Origin of the sequence: Desulfovibrio sp. ZJ746, assembly GCF_011039155.1 — a bacterium.
Classification (GTDB): Bacteria; Desulfobacterota; Desulfovibrionia; order Desulfovibrionales; family Desulfovibrionaceae; genus Desulfovibrio.
The window spans coordinates 15,281-41,660 of the sequence record NZ_JAAKEK010000007.1; the positions used below are offsets into that span (position 1 = coordinate 15,281).

General features: G+C 64.7%; 25 protein-coding genes and 1 tRNA gene. 11 read left to right on the forward strand and 15 right to left on the reverse strand.

All coding sequences use genetic code 11. From position 1 onward, the window contains the following. Positions 1-8: 8 nt before the first annotated feature. From pheS to G7Y54_RS10530, 6 genes are all read right to left on the reverse strand, one after another. Positions 9-1,052 carry a phenylalanine--tRNA ligase subunit alpha gene (pheS, locus tag G7Y54_RS10505; RefSeq protein WP_165079410.1) on the reverse strand — a complete coding sequence of 348 codons (1,044 nt, stop codon included), beginning with the start codon at positions 1,050-1,052 and terminating at the stop codon, positions 9-11. A gap of 64 nt (positions 1,053-1,116) precedes the next feature. Then, positions 1,117-1,473: a 50S ribosomal protein L20 gene (gene rplT / locus G7Y54_RS10510; protein ID WP_165079409.1), complete on the reverse strand. Its 357-nt coding sequence runs from the start codon at positions 1,471-1,473 to the stop codon at positions 1,117-1,119. A gap of 174 nt (positions 1,474-1,647) precedes the next feature. After that, positions 1,648-1,845: a 50S ribosomal protein L35 gene (gene rpmI / locus G7Y54_RS10515; RefSeq protein WP_165079408.1), complete on the reverse strand. Its 198-nt coding sequence runs from the start codon at positions 1,843-1,845 to the stop codon at positions 1,648-1,650. 81 nt (positions 1,846-1,926) lie between these two features. Continuing rightward, complete coding sequence (infC, locus tag G7Y54_RS10520; RefSeq protein WP_206214952.1) at positions 1,927-2,451, reverse strand: translation initiation factor IF-3; 525 nt, start codon at positions 2,449-2,451, stop codon at positions 1,927-1,929. A gap of 7 nt (positions 2,452-2,458) precedes the next feature. Further along, a complete protein-coding gene (gene thrS / locus G7Y54_RS10525) occupies positions 2,459-4,411 on the reverse strand; it encodes a threonine--tRNA ligase (RefSeq protein ID WP_165079406.1) in 1,953 nt (650 codons plus the stop codon). Between the two features lie 160 nt (positions 4,412-4,571). After that, a tRNA-Val gene (locus G7Y54_RS10530) sits at positions 4,572-4,648 on the reverse strand. 147 nt (positions 4,649-4,795) lie between these two features. Between G7Y54_RS10530 and G7Y54_RS10535 the strand changes: the two genes are divergently transcribed. The 6 genes from G7Y54_RS10535 (at position 4,796) to G7Y54_RS10560 (ending at position 11,960) form a co-directional block, all read left to right on the forward strand. Continuing rightward, entirely contained in the window at positions 4,796-5,677 is an 882-nt protein-coding gene (locus G7Y54_RS10535) for an amino acid ABC transporter permease (protein ID WP_206214953.1), read from the forward strand. A gap of 33 nt (positions 5,678-5,710) precedes the next feature. Continuing rightward, positions 5,711-6,577 carry a transporter substrate-binding domain-containing protein gene (locus tag G7Y54_RS10540; RefSeq protein WP_165079405.1) on the forward strand — a complete coding sequence of 289 codons (867 nt, stop codon included), beginning with the start codon at positions 5,711-5,713 and terminating at the stop codon, positions 6,575-6,577. Positions 6,578-6,642: 65 nt separating this feature from the next. Further along, positions 6,643-7,575 (forward strand): amino acid ABC transporter permease, encoded by a 933-nt coding sequence (locus tag G7Y54_RS10545; protein WP_165079404.1) that lies wholly within the window; start codon positions 6,643-6,645, stop codon positions 7,573-7,575. Positions 7,576-7,619: 44 nt separating this feature from the next. After that, positions 7,620-8,246, forward strand: a complete 627-nt coding sequence (gene upp / locus G7Y54_RS10550) for a uracil phosphoribosyltransferase (RefSeq protein ID WP_165079403.1) — start codon at positions 7,620-7,622, stop codon at positions 8,244-8,246. 135 nt (positions 8,247-8,381) lie between these two features. After that, positions 8,382-10,544: an AAA family ATPase gene (locus tag G7Y54_RS10555; protein ID WP_165079402.1), complete on the forward strand. Its 2,163-nt coding sequence runs from the start codon at positions 8,382-8,384 to the stop codon at positions 10,542-10,544. 3 nt (positions 10,545-10,547) lie between these two features. Further along, complete coding sequence (locus G7Y54_RS10560; RefSeq protein WP_165079401.1) at positions 10,548-11,960, forward strand: LlaJI family restriction endonuclease; 1,413 nt, start codon at positions 10,548-10,550, stop codon at positions 11,958-11,960. A 90-nt stretch (positions 11,961-12,050) separates the two neighbouring features. On the opposite strand, the gene G7Y54_RS10565 is transcribed toward G7Y54_RS10560, so the two are convergent. The 7 genes from G7Y54_RS10565 to hydE form a co-directional block, all read right to left on the reverse strand. Next, positions 12,051-12,773 carry a flagellar basal body L-ring protein FlgH gene (locus G7Y54_RS10565; protein WP_165079400.1) on the reverse strand — a complete coding sequence of 241 codons (723 nt, stop codon included), beginning with the start codon at positions 12,771-12,773 and terminating at the stop codon, positions 12,051-12,053. A 61-nt stretch (positions 12,774-12,834) separates the two neighbouring features. Then, positions 12,835-14,109, reverse strand: a complete 1,275-nt coding sequence (flgA, locus tag G7Y54_RS10570; RefSeq protein ID WP_165079399.1) for a flagellar basal body P-ring formation chaperone FlgA — start codon at positions 14,107-14,109, stop codon at positions 12,835-12,837. Between the two features lie 32 nt (positions 14,110-14,141). Continuing rightward, positions 14,142-14,927, reverse strand: coding sequence for a flagellar basal-body rod protein FlgG (gene flgG, locus G7Y54_RS10575; RefSeq protein ID WP_165079398.1), 786 nt, complete (start codon positions 14,925-14,927; stop codon positions 14,142-14,144). A 33-nt stretch (positions 14,928-14,960) separates the two neighbouring features. Then, positions 14,961-15,755 carry a flagellar hook-basal body protein gene (locus G7Y54_RS10580; protein WP_165079397.1) on the reverse strand — a complete coding sequence of 265 codons (795 nt, stop codon included), beginning with the start codon at positions 15,753-15,755 and terminating at the stop codon, positions 14,961-14,963. Positions 15,756-15,995: 240 nt separating this feature from the next. Continuing rightward, positions 15,996-16,997, reverse strand: a complete 1,002-nt coding sequence (gap, locus tag G7Y54_RS10585; protein ID WP_165079396.1) for a type I glyceraldehyde-3-phosphate dehydrogenase — start codon at positions 16,995-16,997, stop codon at positions 15,996-15,998. A 30-nt stretch (positions 16,998-17,027) separates the two neighbouring features. Continuing rightward, positions 17,028-17,954 carry a class II fructose-1,6-bisphosphate aldolase gene (gene fba / locus G7Y54_RS10590; RefSeq protein WP_165079395.1) on the reverse strand — a complete coding sequence of 309 codons (927 nt, stop codon included), beginning with the start codon at positions 17,952-17,954 and terminating at the stop codon, positions 17,028-17,030. Between the two features lie 132 nt (positions 17,955-18,086). Beyond that, entirely contained in the window at positions 18,087-19,052 is a 966-nt protein-coding gene (gene hydE, locus G7Y54_RS10595) for a [FeFe] hydrogenase H-cluster radical SAM maturase HydE (protein ID WP_165079394.1), read from the reverse strand. A gap of 167 nt (positions 19,053-19,219) precedes the next feature. On the opposite strand from hydE, the gene G7Y54_RS10600 reads away from it, so the two are divergent. From G7Y54_RS10600 to G7Y54_RS10620, 5 genes are all read left to right on the forward strand, one after another. After that, positions 19,220-20,002 (forward strand): DUF4198 domain-containing protein, encoded by a 783-nt coding sequence (locus G7Y54_RS10600; RefSeq protein WP_165079393.1) that lies wholly within the window; start codon positions 19,220-19,222, stop codon positions 20,000-20,002. A 66-nt stretch (positions 20,003-20,068) separates the two neighbouring features. Continuing rightward, positions 20,069-20,716, forward strand: a complete 648-nt coding sequence (cbiM, locus tag G7Y54_RS10605; protein ID WP_165079392.1) for a cobalt transporter CbiM — start codon at positions 20,069-20,071, stop codon at positions 20,714-20,716. Position 20,717: 1 nt separating this feature from the next. Further along, the gene (locus G7Y54_RS10610; protein WP_241159465.1) at positions 20,718-21,386 is read left to right on the forward strand and encodes a cobalamin biosynthesis protein CbiL; all 669 of its coding nucleotides are present in this window, start codon (positions 20,718-20,720) and stop codon (positions 21,384-21,386) included. 3 nt (positions 21,387-21,389) lie between these two features. Next, positions 21,390-22,130, forward strand: coding sequence for a cobalt ECF transporter T component CbiQ (gene cbiQ, locus G7Y54_RS10615; protein WP_241159464.1), 741 nt, complete (start codon positions 21,390-21,392; stop codon positions 22,128-22,130). Next, positions 22,123-22,866: an ABC transporter ATP-binding protein gene (locus G7Y54_RS10620; protein WP_165079391.1), complete on the forward strand. Its 744-nt coding sequence runs from the start codon at positions 22,123-22,125 to the stop codon at positions 22,864-22,866. The genes cbiQ and G7Y54_RS10620 overlap by 8 nt, the downstream gene beginning before the upstream one ends. A 111-nt stretch (positions 22,867-22,977) precedes the next feature. Here G7Y54_RS10620 and G7Y54_RS10625 read toward each other — a convergent pair whose 3' ends face one another. Beyond that, complete coding sequence (locus tag G7Y54_RS10625) at positions 22,978-24,396, reverse strand: MBOAT family O-acyltransferase (RefSeq protein ID WP_165079390.1); 1,419 nt, start codon at positions 24,394-24,396, stop codon at positions 22,978-22,980. A 258-nt stretch (positions 24,397-24,654) separates the two neighbouring features. Continuing rightward, on the reverse strand, positions 24,655-26,100 hold the full coding sequence (locus G7Y54_RS10630; RefSeq protein WP_165080262.1) for a hypothetical protein: 1,446 nt from the start codon (positions 26,098-26,100) through the stop codon (positions 24,655-24,657). Positions 26,101-26,380 lie beyond the last annotated feature (280 nt).

Below are 26,380 nucleotides of genomic sequence, written 5' to 3' on the forward strand. Positions count from 1 at the left end.
CCACGGCCCTAGGCGCCCCGCCCGAACTGGGCGAGGAAGCGCACATCGTTCTCGAAAAACATGCGCAAATCGCCGATGCCGTACTTGAGCATGGCGATGCGCTCCACCCCGAGGCCGAAGGCAAAGCCGCTCACCTCGGGCGGATAGTCCACGGCGGCGAACACCGCCGGGTCCACCATGCCGCAGCCCAGAATCTCCACCCAGCCCGTGCCCTTGCACACGCGGCAGGGCTCGTCGCCCACATGGCCCGAGCCGCCGCAGATGCGGCAGGAAATGTCCACCTCGGCCGAAGGCTCGGTGAAGGGGAAAAAGCTCGGGCGGAAGCGCACCCGCGTGTCGGCCCCGAAAACCGCGCGCACAAAGGCCGTGAGGATGCCGCGCAAATGCGCCATGCTGATGCCGTCGCCCACCATGAGGCCCTCGATCTGGTGGAACATGGGCGTGTGCGTGAGGTCGGAATCCCGGCGGTAGACCTTGCCCGGCGCCACCACGGCCAGCGGCGGCTTCTGCGCGAGCATGGTGCGCACCTGCACCGGCGAGGTGTGGGTGCGCATGAGCACGGTCTCGGTGATATACAGGGTGTCCTGCATGTCGCGGGCCGGGTGCTCGGGCGGCATGTTCAGGGCTTCAAAATTGTAGTGGTCGATCTCCACCTCCGGGCCGGAGGCGATGTCGAAGCCGAGGCCCCGGAAGATACCGCAGACCTCGTTCATGACCAGGGTGGTGGGATGGAGCGAGCCCTGCCAGAAGTCGCGGCCGGGCATGGTGGGATCGAAGCGGGCGAGCGCGGCGGCTTCGCGGCCGGCCTCGATGGCGGCCTTGCACGCGGCGAAAAGCTCGCCCATGCGCGCCTTGATGCGGTTGGCGGCCTGCCCGGCGGCGGGCCTGTCGGCCGGGGCGAGCGAGGGGAGCTCCCCCATGATGCGCGCGAGCCGGCCCTTGCGGCCCAGAAACTCCACGCGCAGCTCCTCGAGGGCGTCCAGCGAGCCGGCCTCACTGAGCCCCTTTTCCAGTTCCGGCGCCAGGGCCTCCAATGCTGCCATGAGATCCATGGAATCCCCCATGCTCGAGGTGGCCGGGCGGCAGGGCGCCGCCCGGCAAATGCGGCGGCGCGCCCTACTTCTTGAGGGCGGCTTTCGCCAGCTCGACCACGGCCGCGAAATCGTCCTTGCGCTCGATGGCGAGGTTGGCCAGGACCTTGCGGTTCAGGGCGATGCCCGCGGCCTTGAGGCCGTGCATGAAGCGGCTGTAGGAAAGGCCGCCCAGGCGGCAGCCGGCGTTGATGCGCATGATCCACAGCGCGCGGAAATCGCGCTTGCGCTGCTTGCGGCCGGCAAAGGAATTCTGCCACGCGCGCTCGACGGCCTCGCGGGCGGTGCGGTACAGGCGGTGACGGGCGCCGCGAAAACCCTTGGCCGCGTCAAGATATTTTTTGTGCCGGCGGTGGGTGGTCATTCCTCTCTTCACACGCATGGGTGTTCCCTCCTTCGCCCGGCAAGGCGGAGGCATGCCCGCCGGGGGTAGCGTACTTCAAATTCCCGGGCGCCGGGCGCACCGGGAAGCGGACGCCGCACGGCCCGGGCCCGTTCCGCGGGGCCCGGCGCGCTCGCCCGGACGCCGCGCACGGCGCGGCCCCGTAAAAACCTTCTAGCCGTTGGGCAGCATGCGGCGCACGGCCTTCTCGTTGGCCTGATCGACCAGGGTGGCCTTGCCGAGGCGCATCTTGCGGCCCGGGGACTTCTTGGTGAGGATGTGGCGCATATTCTGGCGCCGGCGGCGGTACTTGCCGCTGCCGGTGAGCTGGAAACGCTTGGCGGCGGCGCGCCGGGTCTTGATCTTGGGCATGACGCACTCCTTGTGGTTCCGGCGGCCATCCCGGACGCCGGGGCTGCATAGTGCCGCAAAAACCGTGCGGCCGCAAGGGGATTATTTTTTCGGCACGAGGAGCATCTGGAGGGTGCGCCCCTCGGCGCGCGGCTCCTGCTCCATCTTGGCCACATCGGCCAGATCCTGCACCATGCGCTCGAGGATGGCCACGCCGCGGTCCTTGTGGACGATCTCGCGCCCCCGGAAGAACACCGTCACCTTGCAGCGGTCGCCGTCCTCGAGGAAGCGGCGGATGTGCCTCAGCTTGGTCTCGTAGTCGTGGTCGTCGGTCTTGGGGCGGACCTTGATCTCCTTGATCTGCACGACGCTCTGGCGCTTCTTGGCCTCGGCCTTCTTTTTCTGCTGCTCGTACTTGAACTTGCCGTAGTCCATGATGCGGCAGACAGGCGGCTCGGAATTGGAGGCCACCTCCACGAGGTCGAGCCCGGCCTCCTTGGCCAGCGCGATGGCCTCGTTGCGCGGCAGGATGCCGAGCTGGTCGCCCTCGGCGCCGATGACGCGCACCTCGCGCGCACGGATGGTCTCATTGCGCCTCACGCCGTCCTGCGGCATGTCGCGGCGCATTCTCATGTTAGGAGAAGCTATAGCGCATCCCTCCTCGCTTGAAGGGCTCCTCCGCGTCCGCGCGGATGAGGGCGGCCACCTCCGCCACGGACTTGAGCCCCAGGTTCTCGCCGCTGCGCAGGCGCACGCTCACGCCGCCGGCCTGCACTTCCTTTTCACCGACAACCAACATATAGGGAACCTTGGCAAGCTGCGCCTCGCGCACCTTGAAGCCCAGCTTCTCGTTGCGCGTGTCCTCGCCGGCGCGGATGCCGAGCGCGAGCAGCTCGGCGCGCAGGCGCTTGGCCGCCTCGGCGGCCTCGTCCGTCACCGTGAGCAGGCGGGCCTGCTCGGGCGCGAGCCATGTGGGGAGCGCCCCCGCATAGTGCTCGATGAGCACGCCGATGAAGCGCTCCACCGAGCCCATGATGGCCCGATGCACCATGACGGGCCGGTGGCGCTCGCCGTCCTGGCCCACATAGACGAGATCGAAGCGTTCGGGCAGGGTGAAGTCCACCTGGATGGTGGAGCACTGCCACTCGCGGCCGAGCGAATCCAAAAGGCGCACATCGATCTTGGGCCCGTAGAAGGCGCCGTCGCCCGCGTTGATCTCGTAGGGGAGGCCCGCGGCCTCCACGGCGCTCATGAGCGCGCCCGTGGCCTGCTCCCACGCTTCGTCCGTGCCGATGCTGCTCTCGGGCCGAGTGGACACGGCCACCTTGTACTCGAAGCCAAAAAGCTCCATGAGCGCGCGGATGAGGTGGATGACGCCCAATATCTCGTCCTGCAGCTGCCCGGGCGTGCAGAGGATGTGGGCGTCGTCCTGCGTGAACTGGCGCACGCGCAAAAGCCCGTGCAAGACGCCGCTCTTTTCGTGGCGGTGCACCACGCCGAGCTCGAAATAGCGCTGCGGCAGGTCGCGGTAGCTGTGCAGCTCGTGCTTGTAGAGGAGCATGTGCCCGATGCAGTTCATGGGCTTGATGCCGTAGGCGTCTTCCTCTATCTGCGTGAAATACATGTTCTCGCGGTAGTGGTCGTAGTGGCCGGAGCGCTGCCACGTCTCCACGCGCAGAAGCTGCGGGCCCTGAACAATGTCATAGCCGCGGCGCAGATGCTCCTTGCGCCAGAAATCCTCGAGGATGGTGCGCACGAGCATGCCCTTGGGCAGCCAAAATACCATGCCCGGGGCCACGTCCTCATGGAAGGTGAAGAGCGAGAGCTCGCGGCCGAGCTTGCGGTGATCGCGGCGTTTGGCTTCTTCCAGCTGGCGAAGATACGCGTCGAGGCTTTTCTGGTCCGCGAAGGCCGTGCCGTAGATGCGCGAAAGCATGGGATTTTTTTCGTCGCCATGCCAGTAGGCGCCGGCCACGCTCATGAGCTTCGAGGCGCGCGCGAAGCCCGTGTGCGGCACATGAGGGCCGCGGCAAAGATCGGTGAAGTCGCCGCAGGTGTAGAGCGAGACCGTCTCGCCGGGGAGATTCTCGATGAGCTCGACCTTGTAGGTCTCCCCCAAGTCCCTGAAGCGGGCGAGCGCCTCGGCCTTCCCCACATCCTCGCGGGTGAAGGGCAGCGCCGCCTCAGCCATACGCTGCATCTCGGCCTCGATGGCCGCGAAATCCTCGCTGGAGAAGGGGCGCTCCACGTCGAAATCGTAGTAAAAGCCGTTATCGATGGCCGGCCCGATGGTGACTTTCGCCTTGGGGAAGAGCTTTTTCACGGCCGCGGCCATCACATGGGCCGTGGAATGGCGGATGAGGGCAAGCCCCTCGGGTGAATCGGCGAACACGGGCTCAAGCGCGGCGCAATCGGCGGGCACGGGCGCGGAAAGATCCAGCAGACGCCCGGGCTCGTCCCCCGCGCCGGGCACGCGGGCGGCCACCACGGCCTTGAATTTCTTGCCGCTCAGGGCCTCACGCAAGACATCGGCCACCGTGGCCCCGGAGGCGGCGCTGACCGCCCGGCCCTCCACCAGAACATCCATACCGGCTCCTTCGAGCATTTTTTGGCGGCGCCCCGTCACTCCAGAACACATGGGCCAAAACAAGCGGGCCAAAACAAATGGGGAGGCAAGCTCCCCATTTCTGACTGCTGCGCGCCGCGGCGCCCGTATGCCTGGGGGAATGCTCCCCTTCCATGCGAATTGGTAGGAACGAGCAGACTTGAACTGCTGACCCCTTCCGTGTCAAGGAAGTGCTCTAGCCACCTGAGCTACGCTCCTACATAGAGGCAAGAGGCGTTATAGACGCGGGCGCCGATTCCGTCAAGTATTTTTTACCGGGGGCGCCATTTTTTGCCGGGCCGGGCGCCGCGGCCGCCGCCGGCCCCGCTTCTTGACAAGGTGCCCGGGGCGCGTTGACAATGCGCCATGCCGCACAATTCCTCCCCGCCGGGCCACAATGCCCCGGAAGCGCCGGACGCGCCGGGCGCACCGAATCCGGGTGGCCCGCACCGCCGCGCCCGCTTTGGCTGGAGGGGGCCGGTCCTCCTCCTCGCGCTGGCCGCGCTCGCTTGGGTCTATCTCGAGCTCGCCAGCGAGGGCATGAGCTACGAATGGCAGTGGAACCGCGTCTGGCGCCATTTCGGCCGCTGGACGGCCCACGGCTTCGTGGCCGGCCCCCTGTGCGAGGGGCTCGTCATGACCCTCGGCATCGCGGCGGCCGGTTTTTGCCTCTCCACCCTGCTCGGGCTCGCCGCGGCCGTGTGCCGCCTGTCGCCGTGGCACTTCTGCCGCCTCGCCGCCGGCGCCTATATCGAGCTGTTGCGCAACACGCCGCTCCTGCTCCAGCTTTTCTTCGTTTATTTCCTGCTGTCGCCGCTCTTTTCGCTCGGGCCTTTCGGCTCGGCGGTGCTGGCCCTCGGCGCGTTCGAGGGCGCCTATATGGCCGAGCTGTTCCGCGCAGGCCTGCTCAGCGTGCCCCGCGGCCAATGGGAGGCGGCGCTGAGCCTCGGCTTCGGCCTTTCCGAGGCCCTGCGCCTCGTCATCCTGCCGCAGGCGGCGCGCAACATGCTGCCCCCGCTCACGAGCCAGATAGTGACGCTCATCAAGGATACCTCGCTCGTGAGCGCCATCGCCGTGGCCGACCTCACCATGCGCGCCCAGGCCATCATCGCCGAGACCTTTCTGGCCTTCGAGGTCTGGCTGCTCGTGGCCGCCATCTACCTCGCGCTGACGCTCTTGGCGTCCGTGCCCGCCTGGCTGCTGGAACGCCGCAACGGCTCGCGGCCCGAGGCCGCCGCGGATTCCTGATACCGCCCCTCACCCCAAACAGGGAGAACTTCCATGCCCAGCTCCGCCCCTCACACCGCCCCCCTGAAACTGCGCCGCCCGGCCCTTGCCGGCGCGCTCGCCTGCCTCCTGCTGCTGGCCTTTTGCCTGCTCACGCCGGCGCCCGCGCAGGCGGCCTCCGAAAAGTTGCCGCCCTCGCTCATCGACAAGGTGCTCGACCGCGGCGTGCTGCGCGTGGGCTTTTCCTCCTTCGTGCCCTGGGCCATGCAGGACAAGAACGGCGAGTTCATCGGTTTTGAGGTGGACGTGGCCCGCCGCCTCGCCAAGGATCTGGGCGTGGAGCTGCAACTGGTGCCCACGCGCTGGTCGGGCATCATCCCGGCGCTGCTCGCCGACAAGTTCGACATCATCATCGGCAGCATGAGCGTCACGCCTGAGCGCAACCTCAAGGGCAATTTCACCATCCCCTATGACTACGCCACCATCGAGGCAGTGGCCAACAAGGAAAAGACCAAGGGCATGAAGTTCCCCGAGGACTACAACAAGCCCGGGGTCGTCATCGCCGTGCGCAGCGGCAGCACGCCCGCGCTGGCCGCCAAAAAGCTCTTCCCCGAGGCCACGCTGCGCCCCTTTGACGACGAGGCGCCGGCCGTGCAGGATGTCATCGCCGGCCGCTCGCACCTCATGCTCTCGTCAGCGCCGCTGCCCGCCTTCTCCGTGCTGCGCAATCCCGATGTCCTTTACCAGCCCACCACCGAGGCCATCTCGCGGCAGCCCGTGGGCTTCCTCATCCGCAAGGGCGACGTGGACTCGCTCAACGTGCTCGACAACTGGATCCGCATGGCGGAAGAGGAAGGCTGGCTCAAGGACCGCCGCAACTACTGGTTCCACAGCACGGACTGGGAGAAGCTCGTTCGATGACGCGGCGCGCCGGGGCGCCCGCGGGCGCCCCCGCCAGAATCACGCACAGCCCTGCGCGGGAGGCCGTGCGGGACGAGTCATGGTCGCCCTTCCGCGCCTGGTGTCGGCGCCCCGCGCCCGGCGATGGCCCAGCCGCGCGCTGGCGCCCCGCCTGGCAGGACGCCTTCCTGTTCTGCGTGCTCCTCGCGGCTGGCGCCTGGTGCGTCTGGCGCGCCGCGAACCTGCCCCAATACCACTGGCAATGGTCTGTCCTCGGGGAATTCCTGCTCCGGCGCGGCGCCAACGGCCAGTGGGAGGCCGGCCTCTTGTTGCTCGGCCTCGGCGTGACCCTGCGCATCGGCTTTTGGGGCATGGTGCTCGCCCTGCTCACCGGGGTTCCCGTGGGCCTTGCCAGCGCCCATGCACGGGGCGCGGCGGCGCTCCCCTCGCGCGTCTACGTGACCATCATCCGCAACACGCCGCCCTTGGTGCTCATTTTCTTCCTCTACTTTTTCGCGGGCAACCTGCTGCCCGTGGCCGCGCTGGAAGATGGCATCCGGCACCTCCCCGGGGTTTTGCGCGAGGCCGTGGCCCTCGGCTTCGCGCCGCCCGGCCAGATGGACAGGATGCTCGCGGCCGTGCTGGCGCTTGGCCTCTACGAGGGCGCCTATGTGGCGGAGATCGTGCGCGGCGGCGTGGAGAGCGTGCCCGCCGGCCAGTGGGACGCGGCCCGCGCCCTCGGCTTTTCGCGCGGCCAGAGCCTTTGGCTCGTCATCCTGCCGCAGGCGGCGCGGGTGGTGCTGCCGCCGCTCGTGGGGCAGACCATCTCCACCTTCAAGGATTCGGCCCTCGCCTCGCTCATCTCGCTCCCTGAGCTCACCTTCCAGAGCCTCGAGGTCATGGCGGTGAGCCAGATGACCTTTGAGATCTGGATCAGCGCGGGCGCCCTGTACCTCATGGTGGGCCTCGCCTGCGCGGGCCTCGGCCGCTGGCTCGAGCGGCGCAGCGACTTTGCGTGAGGCGCAAAGCTTTTTGCAGTCCACACACCAAACAAGGAGACATCATGGCAGCCTATGTGGTCGATCATCCCCTGGTGCGGCACAAGCTGGGCCTTTTGCGCACGGCAAGCACCTGCACCAGCGAATTCCGGCGCATCGCCAACGAGATCGCCGGCCTGCTCATGTACGAGGCCAGCAAGGATCTCCCCACCGAGCCCCGCGAGGCCGAGGGCTGGGCGGGCCCCATCGAGGTGGACGCCCTCTCCGGCAAGAAGCTCACCGTGGTGCCCATCCTGCGCGCGGGCCTGGGGCTCATGGACGGCGTGCTCGCCATGGTGCCGGCCGCCAGGATCAGCGTGGTGGGCCTCTACCGCGACGAGAAAACGCTCAAGCCCGTGGAATATTATGTGAAGCTCGCGAGCGACCTGGAAGACCGCTTCGCCTTCATCCTCGACCCCATGCTGGCGACCGGCGGCTCCATGGTGGCGACCATCGACATCCTCAAGCGCAACGGCTGCAAGCACATCCACACCCTGAACCTCGTCTGCGCGCCCGAGGGCATCGCCGCCGTGGAGGCCGCGCACCCGGACGTGGACATCTACACCGCCGCCATCGACGAGGGCCTGAACGCCGATGGCTACATCCTGCCGGGCCTCGGCGACGCCGGCGACCGCATCTTCGGCACGAAGTAAGGGGCGCCGGGCGCGGCAGCGGAGGGATGAACCGCACACCCGCGGCTAGACGCATGCGGCATGCAGCCCAAGGAACAAAGACAAAGGGACTCGCCCTGCCGTGGGCAAGAAAACGTACGCGAGCGGAGTGACGCTATGGCTCCAGATGAGGGATGGTTCCCGGAAGGATACTCTCCCGGGATTTCCACGGAAGAGTGGCTGGAATTGTTGCATGACAAGGATGTCTGCAAGGAGGGGAGCCTCATCCTGCTCAAGTGCCTGAAGGATTCTGGCGGCGCGGCCTCGTGCAAGCAGCTCTCCCGGAAGTACGGGCGCCATGCCCAGGCGTATAATCGCGCCGGTTCCCGGCTGGCCGAAAGGGTAGCGCGGAAAACCGATTGCCCCGTGCTTCAGCGCGAAAACGGAAAGCCCCGATGGTGGCCTGTCATATTTTTGGGGCGCTTCGCGGATGCTCCTAAAAAGGACGGCTACATCTGGAAACTGCGGCCCGAACTGGCCGAGGCCCTCGAGCACTCTGACCTCAGCGCCATCCCCTTATATGAAAATGCAGGGATGAACCAGATGCCTGTCATGAATGAGAATGCAGAAATTACGGATGAATATCGACGCGCCGCTAAGATGCTCCTCGCGGTTGCGGAAGAGAATGCCATTGACATTGAAGCGATTGCTCATGAAGCAGAAGAAGAGCGACGTACTTTTGTTGAACGCTTTTCCCCGGAGAAACTGCTTGCCATTCCAGATGACAACTTGCTCGCTGCGCTCTATCTCACGCAACCCAGCACCAAAGATTATATGATGTATCATCTGGAGGCAAAAACCGAGAGCTGGGGGAGCATTTGGGGTGGATCATCGCACAAATTCGGTCTCTTCCAACGCGCAAAAGATCATCGCTGGGTAAATGCCAGCGGGCAAGAGCTCACAGAAGCTGACGCCCTTGCCCATGCCAAAGATGTGCGGGAAAAGCTTGTCCAGGGATCACATCTTTTTGAAAATCTCAATCTTTCCCATCGTGAAGAAATTGAAAATCTGGATGCAGCGTTACAGGGGATATTTGGGAACTCTTTTGCATACATATGGATGCGAAAATATTTTGCTTTATTGTATCCTCATAAATTGAGTGGCTTTTATTCTCCGGATTGGCAAAATTATGTCCTCTCCACCTGTCGGATTCCTCCAATGGCCACCCCTTGGGCCAGGAGCGCACAGATTGCGAGAATTTCCCAGCAGAATGGCTGGCAGTATCCGGAATTTTACCAAGTCTTTGTTTCGCGTTTCGGCAAACCGCCAAAAGAGGATAATCCAGAGCCGGTGTTCAAGAAAAAAGTAAATTTTCAACTCCCCTTCTCCTCCCATTTCCCCAAAAACAGGATCATCTTCGGGGCGCCGGGCACGGGCAAAAGCCATAAGCTCAAGCAAGATTCCGGCCCATACTTCGGCCCTAACATTGAACGTGTGACCTTTCATCCCGACTATGCCTATTCCCATTTCATGGGCTGCTACAAGCCGCAGACCACACGGGAGGGGAATATCCGCTACGGCTTCGTGCCCGGGCCCTTCCTGCGCGTGCTCGTCAGGGCGTTGCGCTCCGGCATGGAGGGCAACCCGCAGCCTCACCTGCTGCTCATTGAGGAGCTCAACCGCGCCCGTGTGGCGGCTGTTTTCGGCGACGCCTTTCAGCTTCTCGACCGTGCGGACGAGGGGTACAGCGAATACGACATTGCGGTATCGGAGGACGTGAAGGAGTACCTGTCCCGGGAGCTGGGCTGCGCCCCCGGGGAGTGCGAGCGCATCCGCATCCCGGGCAACATGTTCATCTGGGCGACCATGAACAGCGCGGACCAGGGCGTCTTCCCCATGGATACGGCGTTCAAGCGCCGCTGGTCGTTCGAGTACCTGCCCATTGACCCGGCAAATCCCCCGGACGTGCTCCTGCCCCTGAACATCGGGGGGAACCGCGTCACAATTTCATGGAACAAATTGCGCGGCGCCATCAACGACAGCCTCAGCGCCTTGCGCATCAACGAGGACAAGCTCATCGGCCCCTATTTCCTCAAGCCCTCTGTGCTCGAAGTGGGCGAGAACGGCATCATCAAGAATATTGAGGGCTTCAACGACGTTTTTAAGAACAAGATCCTCATGTACCTCTTTGAGGATGCCGCTCGTCAAAGGCGCCCGGAGCTCTTCAAGGGCTGCGCGGACCATCACCGCTATTCCGCGCTCTGCAGGGAGTACGATGAACGTGGCCTCGCCATCTTCGGGGAGGATTTTGTGAAGACCTTTTCCAAAAATCCGTCCTAGTGTATGAAAGTTTCCGGCTATTTTGCACGCGAAGGGGAAGAGTGCACCACGGCGGAACTTTTTAAAAAATTTTGTCTCTCAAACGAGACTGGGGAACAATTCCTGTCTCTTCTGCTGCAATATGGCGTGCTTGCACCCCAAAAGCGAAACTCGGGGGAACGGGTATTCAAATTTTCCTTTGTCGGCATCGTCGTTTTCAAGGATCTCATTCTCCGCTGTTATCCGAAATATATCCGCAGTACCGCAACGCCGCACAAGGCCTTTGCGCAGGTGATGAAGGTGCTCCGCTGCCATGCCCGGCAAAGCAAGGTCGAATTTGCCCCCGGCGGCGAAAACGAGCCCATGGGCTTCAGCCTGATTGCCGAAGCGCTCGCCCTGCTGGACGATTATGCGGAGCATGGGCTTTATTCACATCCTGTCGCTGACGCGGAGTACAACGGCACAGGCGAGATCCTTTGGGACAAAACGCTCGGCGCCGTAGACCCGTTTTTCTGCGAGGACATCCCCCTCTATCTGGATTTTCACACCAAAAGGACGGTGGACGACACAAGCGACTATGTGACGCGGCTCCACAAGTTCATTCTCACCGAATGCTCCCGGCTCCTCGAAGACGCCGACCTCCTCTCCATGTTCGGCTTGAGCCCGCTGCGGCTGTCGGACGAGCCCAGCGAGCACTTCGGGCCGGAGGAATACGTCCTGCAACGGCTTCGCGCGGAACTCGACATCCAGTTCGAAAGCCATAAACAGGAGCTGCTGCGCCGGCTTCTCCGCTACATCGAGCGCCGTGAGTCCTTGACGGCCGAGCCCCTGCACCTCTATGGCACCACCAGCTTCGAGACCGTGTGGGAAAAGGTGTGCGCCCGGGCTTTTGGCAACCAGCTCAATGTCCTGCTGGAAAAGCTGCCGCTGCGCGCGCCCCTGCATGCGGCCTGCAGAGGGGAAACAACGCTCATAAGCCTTATCAAAAGGCCGGAGTGGCATCTGGCATCAGGGGATTTTTCCGGCAATGGCACGCTCATTCCCGACATCGCTGTTTTGTATCGCCACAACGGGGAAACGGTTTTCCTCATCCTTGACGCCAAGTATTACACGTATGCAACTTTACGGGACAACCATCCGGGCATCGGCGATATTGACAAGCAATACCTGTACGAAGTGGCCTTCAGGCCCTTTCTTGAGACGCATGGCATACACCGGGTAGAGAACATATTTCTGCTGCCCGGCGAAGGGGGCAAGCTGGAGTATAAAGGCTATGTGGAATTTGCCCTGCTCAAAAATCTCGGCTGTGAAGCTATAAAAATCGTGCTTGTTCCGGCGGAACAGGTCTTCGCCGCGTATCTTAAGGACGCCGCGAAAGAAAATCTCGCCCAAAGCCTCCTCTGTGAAGTGGAGCAGAACCACTTGATCCCCCATTGAGCGGTGCATGCCCCTTGCCCATGCCAGCACGCAAAAAGCCCCCGGCATGCCGGGGGCTTTTCCTTGTCGCCTTGTCTCCTTCGCCTTCTGCTAGAAGGGCCAGATATTGTCCATGAGCCTGGTGAACCAGCCGGGCTTCTGCTTGTCGGCGAGCACGCCCTTGCCGTAATACTCGATGCTCGCGTCCGCTATCTTGGTGGAGAGGATGCTGTTGTCCGCATCCACGTCACGCGAGCGGATCATGCCGCGCACCACCATGAACTCGGTCTCCTCGTTGACGCGAATCTCACGCGCGCCCTCGATCTGGAGCAGGCCGCCCGGAAGCACCCGGAGCACGCGCGCCGCCATGGAGGTGGTGACATAGTTCTCGCGCTTGGTCTTGCCCGAGGCGGAAAAGTCGCTCTGCGAGGTGGTGTTCAGCGCGGGCAGGCCCACCGAGGCCTGCGGCCCGATGCCCACGAAGGGGATGAAGCCGGTCTTGCTCTTGCCGAACATGGCCGCCACTTCGTAGTTGTTCTGGTTGTCCTTGTCCGCGCTGGTCTCGGCCTTGTTCTGGGCCTTGGTGCTCTCCACCATCTTGACCACCACGATGTCGCCCACGCGGTGGGCGCGGCTGTCCGCAAAGAGCGTTTCCTCCTCGCTGGCCGCGAAGAGCGAACCCGGATTGTTGCGGCCGTCCACTTCCTGGCGGTATTCCTGCGGCGGAGTGACGGGCTGCTGGAGCGCCGGGCGCTTGTAGGAGCCCCCGCCGCCGCAGGCCGTGCAGAGCAGGAAAGCCGCCCCCAGGGCCGCTGTCAGTGCCTTGCGTTTCATGTGTTTCCCCTCCTCTCGAAATTCATGGCGGCGCTGTGCGCTCGCCTTGCGGCAAGAGCCGCTAGCGGATCTCAACTGTGCTGCCGTCCTTGACGGTGGCATAGACTTGTTTCTTCGTTTGCAAATTCCGCACCGGGATGGTCGCGCCCGGCTCGCCGTCGGCCAGGGCCTCGGCCTGGATGGTCATCTGGACATTGCCGCGCTCGTAGCGCAGGGTCAGGATATTGCCGCGGCGCACCGTGAGGCGGTTCACAAGGTCGCTTTGCAGGATGGGCTCGCCCGTGCCCACGGAGCGCACCACCTGCCAGGGGCCGCCCTGGCCGTCCCAGGGCACGTCCTTGAGCTGGCCCGCGTTGACGCGCATGAAGGTCACGGCCTCGGGCGAAAGCATCTCCCCCTTGGAGAGCGGGCGGCCGGCCGCGGGCACGGTTATCCAGAGCGTGAGGTTGGCCGTGGCCGCCACGCGCCTGAGGACGGTGCCGTCCGCCTCCTGCACGGCAAAGCGCAGGGGCACGCGCCCGGGCGAGAGCTTGCCCGGCTCGAGCTGCACGCGCTGACCGCTGTGGGCGAGAAAAATGTATTCCGGCAGGCGAAAATCCGTCAGTTCCGCTTCGCCCGGCATGGCCTGGAGCTGCGGCGTCAGGCTTTTGACAACATAGGAACGCAAGTCGTCTTCCCGAAAGACGAGGCCCCCGCGCTGGATGACCAGCGAGGACGGCAAGATGCAGCGGCCCGCGTATTCCTTGCCCAAGGCCTGGTGCAACACCTGCGAGAGCTTGGAACGGTTGATCTGGAGGGGCTTGCCCTCCTCCGGCGGCGCGGGCCAGAGCTCGCGCTCGCGCAAATCGTTCCAGAGGGCCGGGTCCATCTGGCCGAGGGGCGTGACGATCTCGCCAAGGCGCACCATGTCGCCATTGGTCACGGCCGCCGGCGCCACCTTGAGGCGCCAGTCGTTTTCGCCCAGCATGGGGAGCTGGTCGCCCGGGGCCGGGGCCGCCGGGAGCGGGGCCGCGCCCGTGGCCACGAGGTTGCGCGTCTTGGCCTGCCGCTCCGCCTGCGCGTTTTCGGGCAGCGGCACCTTGCCCGCGCGCACCTGCGGCGTGCGCAGCTGGTTCTTCACCTGCGCGGGCGAGCGGCGGTGGTTGCGGTCGCTGTCCTGCCAGACGGCCTGGGGCACGCCGCCCTGGGCCCCGGCATGGGCCGCCGCGGGCGCCCAGAGCTGGATGAGCAGGGCGAGCGCGAGGCCCAGCGCGGCGAGCGCGAGCGCCCATCCGTCGGGGGCCGCGGCGGCGAGCACCTGCGGCCGCGCCGCGCCCCGCCATCCTCTGCGTAGCATCATCTCCCTCTACCTCAACTGCCTCAACGGGCCTAGCTGCGCTTGAGCTGCACCGCGATGCCGAGCATGGAGTCCGAAGTCTGGATGGACTTGGAATTGACCTCATAGGCGCGCTGGCCCACGATCATGTTCACCATTTCGTCCACCACTTCCACATTGGACATTTCGAGGAAGCCCTGCGCCAGCGTGCCCACATTGTCCGTGCCGGGCACGCCTTCCTGCTCGTCGCCCGAGGCTTCGGTGGGCGTGTAGAGGTTGCGGCCGCGGGCATCGAGGCCGGCGGGGTTGATGAAGGTGTAGAGCGGGATGTCCGCCCCGGCGATCTCCTGGCCTTCGCTGTCCAGCGCGGCGATGTGGCCGTTGGCCGAGATGGAGATGTTCTTGGTCTCCGCGGGCACGGTGAATTCGGGCTGGAGGATGTAGCCGTTGGCCGTGACCACGGTGCCGTCCTGGTTGAGCTTGAACGAGCCCGCGCGGGTGTACATGAGGTCGCCGTTCACATCCACCTGGAAGAAGCCGTCGCCCTCGATGGCAACGTCGAGCGCGTTGCCCGTGTTCTGGAAGTCGCCCTGGGTGAAGAACTTGTGCACGGCCGTGGGGCGCACGCCCATGCCCACCTGGATGCCCACGGGCAGCATGTTGTCGCCCTCGGTGATGGAGCCCGCGATCTTCATGGTCTGGTACATGAGGTCCTCGAACTCGGCGCGGCTCTTCTTGAAGCCCGTGGTGTTCACGTTGGCGAGGTTGTTGGAAATGACGTCGATGTTGAGCTGCTGGGCCACCATGCCCGTGGCTCCGGTATACAGGGAACGCATCATGGGAAATTCTCCTTCTCACTTGGAGGCGAGCGCCTAGCCGACGCGCCTGCCCACCTTGTCATTGGCCGCGCGGTCGAGGGTGTCCGCGGTCTGCATCACTTTCTGGTAGGCCTCGAACTGGCGGTTCACCTCGATCATGTTCACCATTTCCGAAACCACTTCCACATTGGCCTTTTCCGTAAAACCCTGCTCCAGGCGCGCGCCGCCGGCATAGGCGTCGCCCTCGCCGGCATTGGTCCCGTCGCGCGTCTTGTAGAGATTGGCGCCGAGCTTTTCCAGATTGTGCGGACTGTCCACGCTGAAAAGCGCGATCTGGTTGACGACCACGCCGTCCGCCGAGACCTGGCCGTCGCCGCCGATGACCACATTGCGCGTGCCCGGCGGGATGACGATGTTGCCGCCCGTGCCCTGCAGGGGATAGCCACTCGCCGTCATGACGGTGCCGTCGCTCGAGAGCACGAAATGCCCGCTGCGCGTGAGGTAGTCGCCATTGGGCGTGGTCACGCGGAAAAAGGCGTTCTCGCCGTTGATGCACACGTCGAGCGGGTTGCCCGTGAACTCCATGGAGCCCTGCGAAAAGTCGATCTGCGAGACCGCGATGCGCGGCCGCGCCATGTTCTTGGGCTCGGGAAAGAGCGGCTCGGAGCGCAGGTGCATGAGCGGCTCGCGGATCTCGTCATGGGCGTAGTAGGCCATGGTGTCCTTGAAGGCGAGCGTTTGGCGCTTGTAGCCCGTGGTATTCACGTTCGCCAAATTATTGGCGATGAAATTCATGCGGTGTTCGGTGGTCAGCGCGCCGAAAAGCCCGCTAAACAGTGCGTCCTGCATAGGTTCTCCTTTTGGCGCGGCCCCTTGGGGCCGCTTCCGCCGCCGGCGGATGGTGGCGGAAAAGCCGCCTGCCAGTGCTTGTGCCCGGTTGATTGCAAGGAGCGGGCCAATGCCTGATTTTCCGGCGTCGGCCCGGCGCTCACGCGGCACTGCGGCATATGCAAGGGAGATGCAAAAACAGGGCCGCCGCACCTTCCGATGCGACGGCCCCGTGAGGACGCTGTTGTGCCGGGGGAACGGCTAGAGACTCTTGCCCACCATGCGCACGAGGCGCAGGAGCTGGTTGGTGAAGCCAGCCTCGTTGTCATACCAGATGAGGAGCTTGACCATGGTCTCGCGCAGCACCTGCGTGGAGAGCGCGTCAATAACGCCGCCGTAGGTGCTGCCCCGGTAGTCGATGGAAACCAGCGGCTCGTCGGAATAGCCCAGGTTCTCGTGCAGGGCGCCGAGGCTCGCCGCCCTGAGCGCGGCATTGACTTCTTCGGCGGCGCAGCGCTTTTCCACCTCGCAGGTGAGGTCCACGAGGGAGCAGTCAAAGGTGGGGATGCGCACGGACATGCCGTTGATGCGCCCCGCGAGCTCGGGCATCACCACGCCCACGGCCTTTGCAGCGCCCGTGCTCGACGGCACCATGGAGACGCCGGCCGTGCGGCCGCGCCGCCAGTCCTTGTGGGTGCCGTCGAGGATGCGCTGGCTCATGGTGTAGGAGTGGATGGTGGTCATGAGGCCGTGGTCGAAGCCGAAGTTCTCGTGGATGACCTTGACCGCCGGGGCGAGGCAGTTGGTGGTGCAGGACGCGGCCGAGAGGATGTTGTCCTTTTCGGGGTCGTAGATGTCCTGGTTGACGCCCATGACGATCATGGCGTCCACGCCCTTGCCCGGCGCCGAGATGATGACCTTTTTCGCGCCGCACGCGAGGTGGCGCGCAAGGCCCTCGCGGTCCTTGATGGTGCCGGTGCTCTCCACCACCATGTCCACGCCAAGGCGGCCCCACTCCCACTCGCCGGCCTTGCAGCGCGTCACGGTGATGTGCCGGCCGTTGACAATGAGGCCGTTCTCGTCGTGCCCCACCTCACCCGGGAAGGTGCCGTAGGTGGAGTCGTACTTCAGCAGATAGGCCAGGGCGTCGTTGGAGGCCCGGGCGTTGATGGCCGTGAAGACGATCTCGTCGTCATTGGCGAGCAGGCGGAGGAGGTAGCGGCCGATGCGGCCGAAGCCGTTCATTCCCAGAGTGACGGGCATGCGTGCTCCTTGCGGCTTGGGGGTGGTGTGCTAGGCCTTGCCCGCGGAGCCCATGACATCGCGGATCTTGTGGGCCACCATTTCCTTGACGGCCTCGCGCGCGGGCGCGAGGTAGGAGCGCGGGTCGAACTGCTCGGGATGCTCCACGAAGAACTGGCGGATGGTGGCCGTGACCGCGAGGCGGATGTCGGTATCCACGTTGATCTTGCACACGCCCATGGTGGCCGCCTTGCGCAGCATGTCTTCGGGCACGCCCCGGGCGCCGCCCACCTTGCCGCCGTACTCGTTGCAGAGCTTGACGAATTTCTCGGGCACGCTGGAGGCGCCGTGCAGCACCAGCGGATAGCCAGGGAGCTTGGCGCTGATGGCCTCGAGCCGGGGGAAGTCCAGCTTGGCGTCGCCCTTGAACTTGTAGGCGCCGTGGCTCGTGCCGATGGCCACGGCCAGCGAGTCGCAGCCGGTGCGGTCGACGAAGTCCACCGCCTGGTCCGGGTCGGTATAGACATGCTCCGCCGAGGAGACATGCTCCTCCACTCCGGCGAGCTTGCCGAGCTCCGCCTCGACCCACACGCCGCGCGGGTGCGCGTAGTCCACCACCTTCTTGGTGAGGGCCACGTTTTCCTCGTAGGGCAGGTGCGAGCCGTCGATCATGACCGAGGTGAAACCGCCGTCGATGCAGTCGCGGCACATCTCGAAGGTGGGGCCGTGGTCGAGGTGGACGACGACGGGAATGCCCGGATCTTCCTGCAGGGCCGCTTCCACGAGCTTCATGATGTAGACCTGGCCCGCGTATTTGCGCGCGCCGGCGGACACCTGCAGGATGACCGGCGATTTCTCTTCGGCGGCCGCCCACATGATGCCCTGGATGATCTCCATATTATTGACGTTGAACGCGCCGATGGCATAGTGGCCCGCATAGGCGGCCGCGAACATCTCCTTGGGTCCGACAAGCGGCATGGCTGTCCTCCTTGGAATCGGGCTTGGGTTCCGGGGGCCGGGCCTCACCCGGCCGGAAAAAGATGCGCTGATAGTGCCACAGATGCACGCAAAGCGCAAAGACAAACTTTCCCCGGCGCGAGGACGGCTGCCTCACGCGTCGCCCCGTACAGGGTCCAGTATACGGGCTGTCCGCCCCGCTTGGGCGATGGCGCTCGCGGCGTCGGCCAGGCTCACCGGGGCCTTGTGGTCATAGATGCGGTAGTCGGCGCGGCGCGCCTCCGGGGTGAAACTCGGCATGAGCACATTGGCCCCGGCCCTGAGGCCCTCGGCCTGTCCGCCCGGCGAAAGGCTCGCGAGGGCCGTGGTGGCCGGGAGGTCCGCTTCGGGAAGCGCCAGGCGCAGCACGGAGAGCACGCGCAAATTCTGCGCCGCCGTGCCGCCCGGCGCCTCTCCCAGCGGCGTTTGCGCCTGCGGGATGAAGGGGCCCGCGCCGCACATGGCGACGCCGAGCTCCCGCGCGAGCAGGATGTCGTCGGCGAGGGATTCCACCGTCTGCCCCGGAAGCCCGGTCATGAAGCCCGTGCCCGTGGCATAACCGAGGCCTTTCAGGACGCGCAGGCAGGCGACGCGCTCAGCGAGCGTGTGGCCCGGATGCAGCCGCGCATAGAGGGCCGCGTCCGCGGTCTCGTGCTTGAGCAGGTAGCGCGTGGCCCCGGCTTCGCGCCAGAGGGCGTAGTCCCCCTCCGGGCACTCGCCCACGCACAGGGCAACCGGCACGGAGAGGCCCGTCACTATCTCGCGCACCACTTCGGCGAGCCACGCCGCATCGGACGCCCCCTCGCCCGACTGGAGCACGATGCTGTCAACGCCCAGGGCCACGGCGCGGGCGGCCTCGTCCAGCACCTCCGCCTGCGTGAGCGCATAGCGAGAAAGCGCCCGGTTCTGCACGCGCAGGCCGCAATAGCGGCAGTTGCGGCGGCAGACATTGGAAAACTCGATGAGCCCGCGCACAAAGACGCGTGTCCCCTTGGCGCGCATGAGCTCCCGCTCGGCCGCGGCACGCACGCTTTCGCCGTCGGCCTCATTAAGCAGATGCAGGATGTCCGCGCGGTCCATGCCCATCGCTCCTGCGCCCGGCGCCGGCAGAATGCCGCGTCAGGACGCTCCCGCGAAGGTGGCGCACTTTGGGCCGCGTGTCCAGCGGGCCTCTCCGGATATTGACACATTTTGTAATTTCGTGCTACTAATTACGCACCCTTTCACCACCATACCCCGGAGGCCCCATGCGCATCCCCCGTCTCGCTCCGGCCCTTGCGGCCCTTGTGTTCCTTCTCGCCCACGCAGGGCCGGCCGGCGCGCATTTCGGCATGGTCATCCCCTCCGCGCCCACGGTGACGGAGAGAGCCGCTGCGGACCTCACGCTGGACATCGCCTTCGCCCACCCGCAGGAGCGCAAGAGCATGGTCATGGAAAAGCCGCGCGCCTTCCAGGTCTTCCGCGACGGCAAGGCCGAAGACCTGATCGGCACGCTCAAGGAGGTGAAATTCCTCGACCACAAGGCCTGGCAGGCCAAGTATCGCATCGCGCGGCCCGGCGTCTACCAGTTCGCCGTGGAGCCCGAACCCTATTTTGAGCCGGCGGAAAACTGCTATATCATCCACTACGCCAAGACCGTCGTCGCCGCTTTCGGCGCCGAGGAAGGCTGGGCGGAGCCGCTGGGCCTCAAGACCGAGATCGTGCCCCTGACGCGGCCCTTTGCCAACTATGCGGGCAATGTGTTCGCCGGCCGCGTGCTCCTCGACGGCAAGCCCGTGCCCGGGGCCGAGGTGGAGGTGGAGTTCTGGAACCGCGACGGCCGGCACGAGGCGCCCGACGTATACTATGTCACTCAGGTGGTGCGCGCGGACGAAAACGGCGTCTTTGTCTACGGCGTGCCCTGGGCCGGCTGGTGGGGCTTCGCGGCCCTCAATGAGGGCGGCGAGCGCCCGGGCCCGGACAACAAGCCCGTTCAGGTGGAGCTCGGCGCGGTGCTCTGGGTGGACTTTGTGGCGCCCATCACGCACTAAAGACATAAATGCCGGGCGCTCCGCCCGCCCCTCGCGGGAGCGCCCGGAAACTGTCCCGGAGCAAGCATGCACATCGCGGAAGGTGTCCTTTCCCCAGCGGTGCTCGGCGCGGGCGCCGCGCTCGGCGCCGCCGGCGTTGCCCTCGGCCTGCGGCACATGGACGGCGGCCGCCTCATGGAGGCGGGCATCCTCTCCGCCGCCTTCTTCGTGGGCTCGCTCATCCATGTGCCCATCGGCGTGACGAGCGCGCACCTCCTGCTCACCGGGCTGCTCGGCGTGCTCCTGGGCTGGGCGGCCTTCCCGGCCATCCTCGCCGCGCTCCTGCTCCAGGCGCTGCTCTTCCAGTACGGCGGCCTGACCACGCTCGGCGTCAACACCTTCACCATGGGCACTTCCGCCGTGGTCGCCTGGTACGCGTGGCGCGGCATCCGGCGCCTCTGGCCCGGGCCTGCCGGCGAAAAATTCGCCGCCTTCTGCGGCGGCGCGCTCGGCGTGGCCCTTTCCGCCCTCTTGACGGCGCTTGCCCTCGCCTTTACCAATGAGGGCTTCGTCACCGCCGCCAGGCTGCTCCTGCTGGCGCATTTGCCGGTCATGGCAGCCGAGGGCTTCGTCACCATGATCACCGTGGCCTTCATCGCCCGCGTGCGGCCGGAAATGCTCGCCGAGGCTCTGCCCGTGAGCGCCCCGGCAGCGAGCCCCCGCAAGGAGGACTGACATGCCCCGGAGCTTTCCCTTTTTATCGCTCTTTCTCCCCATGGCGCTCCTGCTTGCCATGCTGGCGCTGCCCGCGGACGCGCTGGCGCACCGGGTGAACATTTTCGCCTGGGTCGAAGGCGAGAACATCGTGGCGGAGTGCGGCTTCAACCGCGCCGCCCCCGTGCGCGGGGGCATCGTCACCGTCTATGACGCCGGGGACGGCACGGTACTGCTCCAGGGGCGCACCAACGAAAGGGGCGTCTTCGTGTTCGCCGTGCCCGAGGCCGTGCGGGAGGGGCATGGCCTGCGCATCGAGGTCAATGCGGGCGAGGGCCATGTCAATGACTGGACCATGACCGCGGCAGAAATCAACGAGGCCCGCGACCTGGGCCACGGCTTTCTCCAGGCCGCGCCGGCCACGGCCGCCAAGCCCCCGGCCACCGCCACCACTTCGATAGCTCCGGCCCCGGAGGCCCCTGCGGCACCGGCCCCGCTCACCGCAGCGGAAGTACGGACCATCGTGGCCGAGGCGCTGGCGAGCGGCCTCGCGCCCGTCCGGCGGGAGCTGGCCGCGCTCTCCTCCCCGGGGCCTTCGGTGCGCGACATTGTGGGCGGCCTCGGCTGGATCATGGGCCTCGTGGGCATCGCCTGCTGGTTCCTGGCCCGGCGCAGGCAGCAGAAGCCCTAGCCCGTGGCAGCACAGCTCCGAGGCATCGACCCGCGCGCCCGCCTCGCCATGGCGGCGCTGCTCTCCGCCTGCGTGGCCGTGGCGCAGGCCTTTGCCGCCTGCATGCTCGGGCTTGCCGTGGGCCTCGCCCTGCTCCTCGCGGCGCGGCCCGCGCCGGCAACGCTCATGAAGCGCTTTGCGGCGGTCGATGTGTTCGTGCTCTTTCTCTGGTGCGTGGTGCCGTGGACCACGCCGGGCGAGCCCGTATGGGCCTTCGGCCCCCTGACGGTGACGGCGCAGGGCCTGACCTTGAGCCTGCTCGTGAGCCTCAAGGCCAATGCCATCTGCGCCATCTTCAGCGCGCTGACCACGGGCATGGACATCGCGACCCTGGGCCACGCCCTGAGGCGCCTCGGCTGCCCGCAGGGCCTGGCGTGGCTCGTGCTCTTCATGGGGCGCTATGTGCATGTCCTCGAGGAGGAGTGGCGCAGCCTCATCACCGCCGCGCGCCTGCGCTGCTTCGTGCCCAAAAGCAACGCCCACACCTGGCGGACCCTCGCCACCCTGCTCGGCCTCCTGCTCGTGCGCAGCCACGACCGCGCCCGCCGCGTCCACGAGGCCATGCTGCTGCGCGGCTTCACGGGCAGCTTCCGCCCGCTGGACACCTTCGCATGGCGCCCGCGCGATACGGCCTTCACCGCGGCGCTGCTCATCCTGGCCGCCCTCCTCGCTTGGACGGAACTTTTTGGAGGCCCCCATGGCTGACGACGCGCCACTGCTCGACATCCGCGGCCTCTCTTTCGCCTATGCCGGCGGCGGCGCGGGCCGGCCCGCGCTCCATGACGTGAGCCTCACGCTCAGGCCCGGGCAGCGCCTCGGCCTCTACGGGCCCAACGGCAGCGGCAAGACCACGCTCTTCCGCTGCATCACCGGCCTCGAGATGCCGCAACAGGGCGAGATCTTCCTCAACGGCGCGCCCGTGCGCACGGAAAAGGAGTTTCGCATCCTGCGCCGCGCCGTGGGCTATGTGCTCCAGAACGCCGACGACCAGCTCTTCTTCCCCACCGTGCTCGAGGACGTGGCCTTCGGCCCGCTCAACCTGGGCCTTGCGCCCGGAGAGGCCCGCGCCCGCGCCGAGGAGACGCTCGCGAGCCTCGGCCTTGGGGCCTACGGGGAACGCCTGGCGCACCGCCTTTCCGGCGGGGAAAAAACGCTGGTGGCGCTGGCCACCGTGCTCGCCATGCGGCCCGAGGCGCTCCTCCTCGACGAGCCCACCACCGGCCTCGACGCGGACGCGCGCGAGCGCATCATCGAGGTGCTCAACGGCCTTCCCACGGCGCGCATCGTCATTTCCCACGACTGGGATTTTCTCGAGCGCGTGGCCGGCGAAATCTGGGGCATGGACAAGGGCCGTTTGCAAACGGGCGTGCCCCTCGAGGCGCACACCCACCGCCACGCGCACCCGCTGGGCGCGGTACCGCACGCGCATGGCACACCGTAGGGACGGCAGGAGCATGGCCACATGTGCCGCGCCCGCGCGGCAATCTTGGCGTTTCTGGGTGCCGGGCAGAAAAACCGGGCCGGGCGTTTTGGGGAAGCTGCCGACCGCCCCCTAGAAGCGGAAATAAATGAAATACCTGTGCGTTGCGCCGAAAATCATCATGGTTGAAACATAGAGGAGCGCGAGCGCCCAGAGATATTCAAGGCCAAGCAGAACCGGGGAAGCCGCGCGTTTCAAAAAAGCGGGTTTTGGCAAGGCCGGCAGGAGAATAAGAAACACCGCGCACCCCAGGGCGATTTTTGGGTAATACCCATGAAAGGCCAGGAGCACGTCCACATTCTCAACCAGCGCCACCCCATTCATGAACGCAAGAGCCTTGTAATAGCCCAGGGCCGAGCCTAGGTCCGGGGCACGAAAGAGCACCCAGCCGGCCATGACGACAAGCATCGTATAGGCGTGCCCGACGACAGGCGCCATGGGCCTGTTATGCGCAAGCCTTTCGAGCACAAGAAAGCAGCCGAAATACGCCCCCCACAGTAAAAAATTTGCGCTTGCGCCATGCCAGAGGCCGCAAGCCAGGAAGACGACCATCATGTTCAGGCATGTTCTTGCCTGCGAAATCCGGTTGCCGCCGAGAGGGATATACAGATAGTCTCTCAACCAGCGGGTAAGGCTCATATGCCAGCGTTGCCAAAATTCCCTGACGCTCCGCGCCAGATAGGGCGCATTGAAGTTTTCGGGAAAGGTAAAGCCGAGCATGTGGCCCATGCCGATGGCCATGTCGGAATAGGCGGAAAAATCAAAAAAAATCTGGAGGCTGTAACAGAGCATGCCAAGCCATGCGGCTTCGCCCGAAAGCGTGGCGGGCGGGATGTCAAAACATGCGTCAGCGATTTTTCCAAAGGTGTCCGCGAGCAGGCACTTCTTGGCGAGGCCATAGATAAAGCGGCGGCAGCCGTCAGCCACAGGCGTGGCCTTGGGCGACCGCTCCCCGAGATTCCCGGCAATTTCGCTGTAACGGACTATGGGGCCCGCTACCAGTTGGGGAAACATGCACAGGTATGCCAGGAAGTCCACGAGATTTCTTTGCGGCGAGATGCTCTTTTTAGAGACATCCACAATATAGCTTATGCCCTGGAACGTATAAAAACTGATGCCCAGTGGCAGCGCGATATTCTGGATAAAGTTCCATTGCGACGTGATTTCCCCGCCCATGAAGATGATTCCGTCAGCCAGCATGCCGGCGTACTTGAAGACCACCAATATCCCGACATTTACGGCAAGCGCCAGGACAAGGCCGGGCTTTCCCGCCGCCTTGCGCGCGAGCCACAGGCCCATTGCGTAATTAAAGACCCCGCAAAAGAGCAAGAGGCCGAGATGAAGCGGGTTCCCCCACGCATAGAAAACCAGGCTCGCCACCACCAAAAAGGAATTTGCAAGAAAAAATGCCCGCATCCTGACGAAGAGGAAGTAGAGGAGCAGTGTCGCCGGCAGAAACACAAAGAGAAAAATCGGGGTATTAAACAGCATCAGTTCCCCCCCTTGAGGCTGGGCAATTCAAGAGGGAGAATGGTAAGCGCGGCTTTTTCGGGGAGGAGTATCCTGGCGTCCAGCTCTATGTCCGGCCGGGAAAAAATTTGCGCATACAGGATATCCGGGAAAGTCTCTATCCGGCCATAGCTGAGGGTCGGGGCATCCTGCCAGCCGCCTCCCGGCGCACGGAACTGGCAGCGGGGGGGCTGGCCCCGCGGCGCCTGTATTCTCGCGGCGATAACAGCGTAGCCATCCTCATTGGTTTTTACGGGCGGCAAAGCAATACATGCTACCCCCCCCCCCCCCCGTTTGAATTGCAATACTCGAGGTAATTGCATTAGCATAAACATATTTCATTGATATTTGACCATGCAACTTCAGTGATTCAACAGGTGTATTTGGTGACAGGACAAATTTAAGATTGCCCAAAAATTTTTCTCCCAGCAGCATCGTCGGGATATGCGCCTCCCGCGAATCGCCATCGCCCAAGGTTCGTTCACAGTGCGCATCAATGACAACGAGGGGCTTCAAGGCGGCTATCTTTTCCAGCGTGCGCAGAGTAAACTCGGCACGATCGATGGTATAGATCGTCGCAAAATTACACGCCCACGGGGGAAAAGGCCCTATGAACCGGTTGTTGGTGCTGAAAGCAAAGGCCCCGTAAAACGAATCCCGCGCGATGACCATGGCCCCCGAGGCATTCGGCAAATGGTTGGTTATTTTCATCCCGTCCGCATGCACTTGGAGCAGCGGGAAGCCGGCTTCGACAAACCTGCAGCGTTCTGTGGTGAAACTTTCGGGCGTAAGGGAGTAATAATAGGACGCCACCGCCTCAGACCCGTAGGGCGGCGTGCGTACTTCGGCGATCCTTTCTTTTGCAGAGGGTGTATTTTCAAAAGATTTGCCGGGCAAAAGGGCCGCGAGCTTTCGCTCAACTGCTGCATTCGCCAGCATGAAGCCCTTGCGGCTCCAGTGAAAGAGATCCCTTTTTTGATAAAAAAGGCTCTGCGGCTCTTCCTCGGCGGCGAAAAGCGAATCAAAGACCATAAAATTGATGCCTGACCGGGAGAGCATCCGTTGCACTTTATATGCGAAATTATGGCGCTCGTTGAGGACGGGAAACCACCATGCGATATCCCTGCCGAGGACGCTTTCCTTGTCTGGGGGGATCACCAGAAGATATGTTATGCCATGCAGCTTTAAATATTCCTGCCGTGCCGTCCAGAGCGCCCGTAATTGGAAAAGCCGCTCCTTTTCATGCGGAAAGGGCGTGATATGGCGCCTGATAAGCCTGAGGGCGTAGAGGCCGTACTGTTCCCCTCTCAGGGCGTAGGTGACGGGCGTGTGCAGGTACCACTCAAAAAAGCGCATCTGGCTGGCGATGAACCACTTCCTGAGCCCAAGATTGTCTGTGAGATACTTTTCGAGGGCGTGGGGCCATTTTGCAAGGGGCTGGTTCAACAGCGGCGGAAACTTTTCCGGCGCGCGGTTCTGGCGGATAAGGTCGGCCTTGAGAAAGGCCGGCTCCCCCACCGCGAACATGACCCCGGGCGTGCATAAGAAGAGAAGGAAAAGGACGATAAAACTCTTCCGCAACAGGATGCGCGGATCATTCAGGCCCCGAAACCGCATGGCAGTGACCTTTTTCTTCTCCAGTGAAGATGAACGCGGACCCTTGGGCTTCCCTTCATCCCTTTCCACTCCTCTTCCCGCGGTTCGGAGCCAGGAATCCCGCGCCAGCTTGCCCTGAAACCGCTGCGCGCCCCTGCAGCTGGAGCGCCGGGAGGCCGCGTGCCAAGTCCCCCGCGCCTTGCGGGAAAGCCCGCGAGACGCGCAAGCCGGCGCCGAGGGCGGGATGAAGGCAGCAAATGTGCCAAAATTGGCGAGGAAAGTCGAGAAGGAATGTGGCCGCATCCGGGGCGCCCCCTCCATGTCGGAGGCCGCGGCGCGTGGGTGTCCGCCGCTGGCTGGAAGGCCGGAA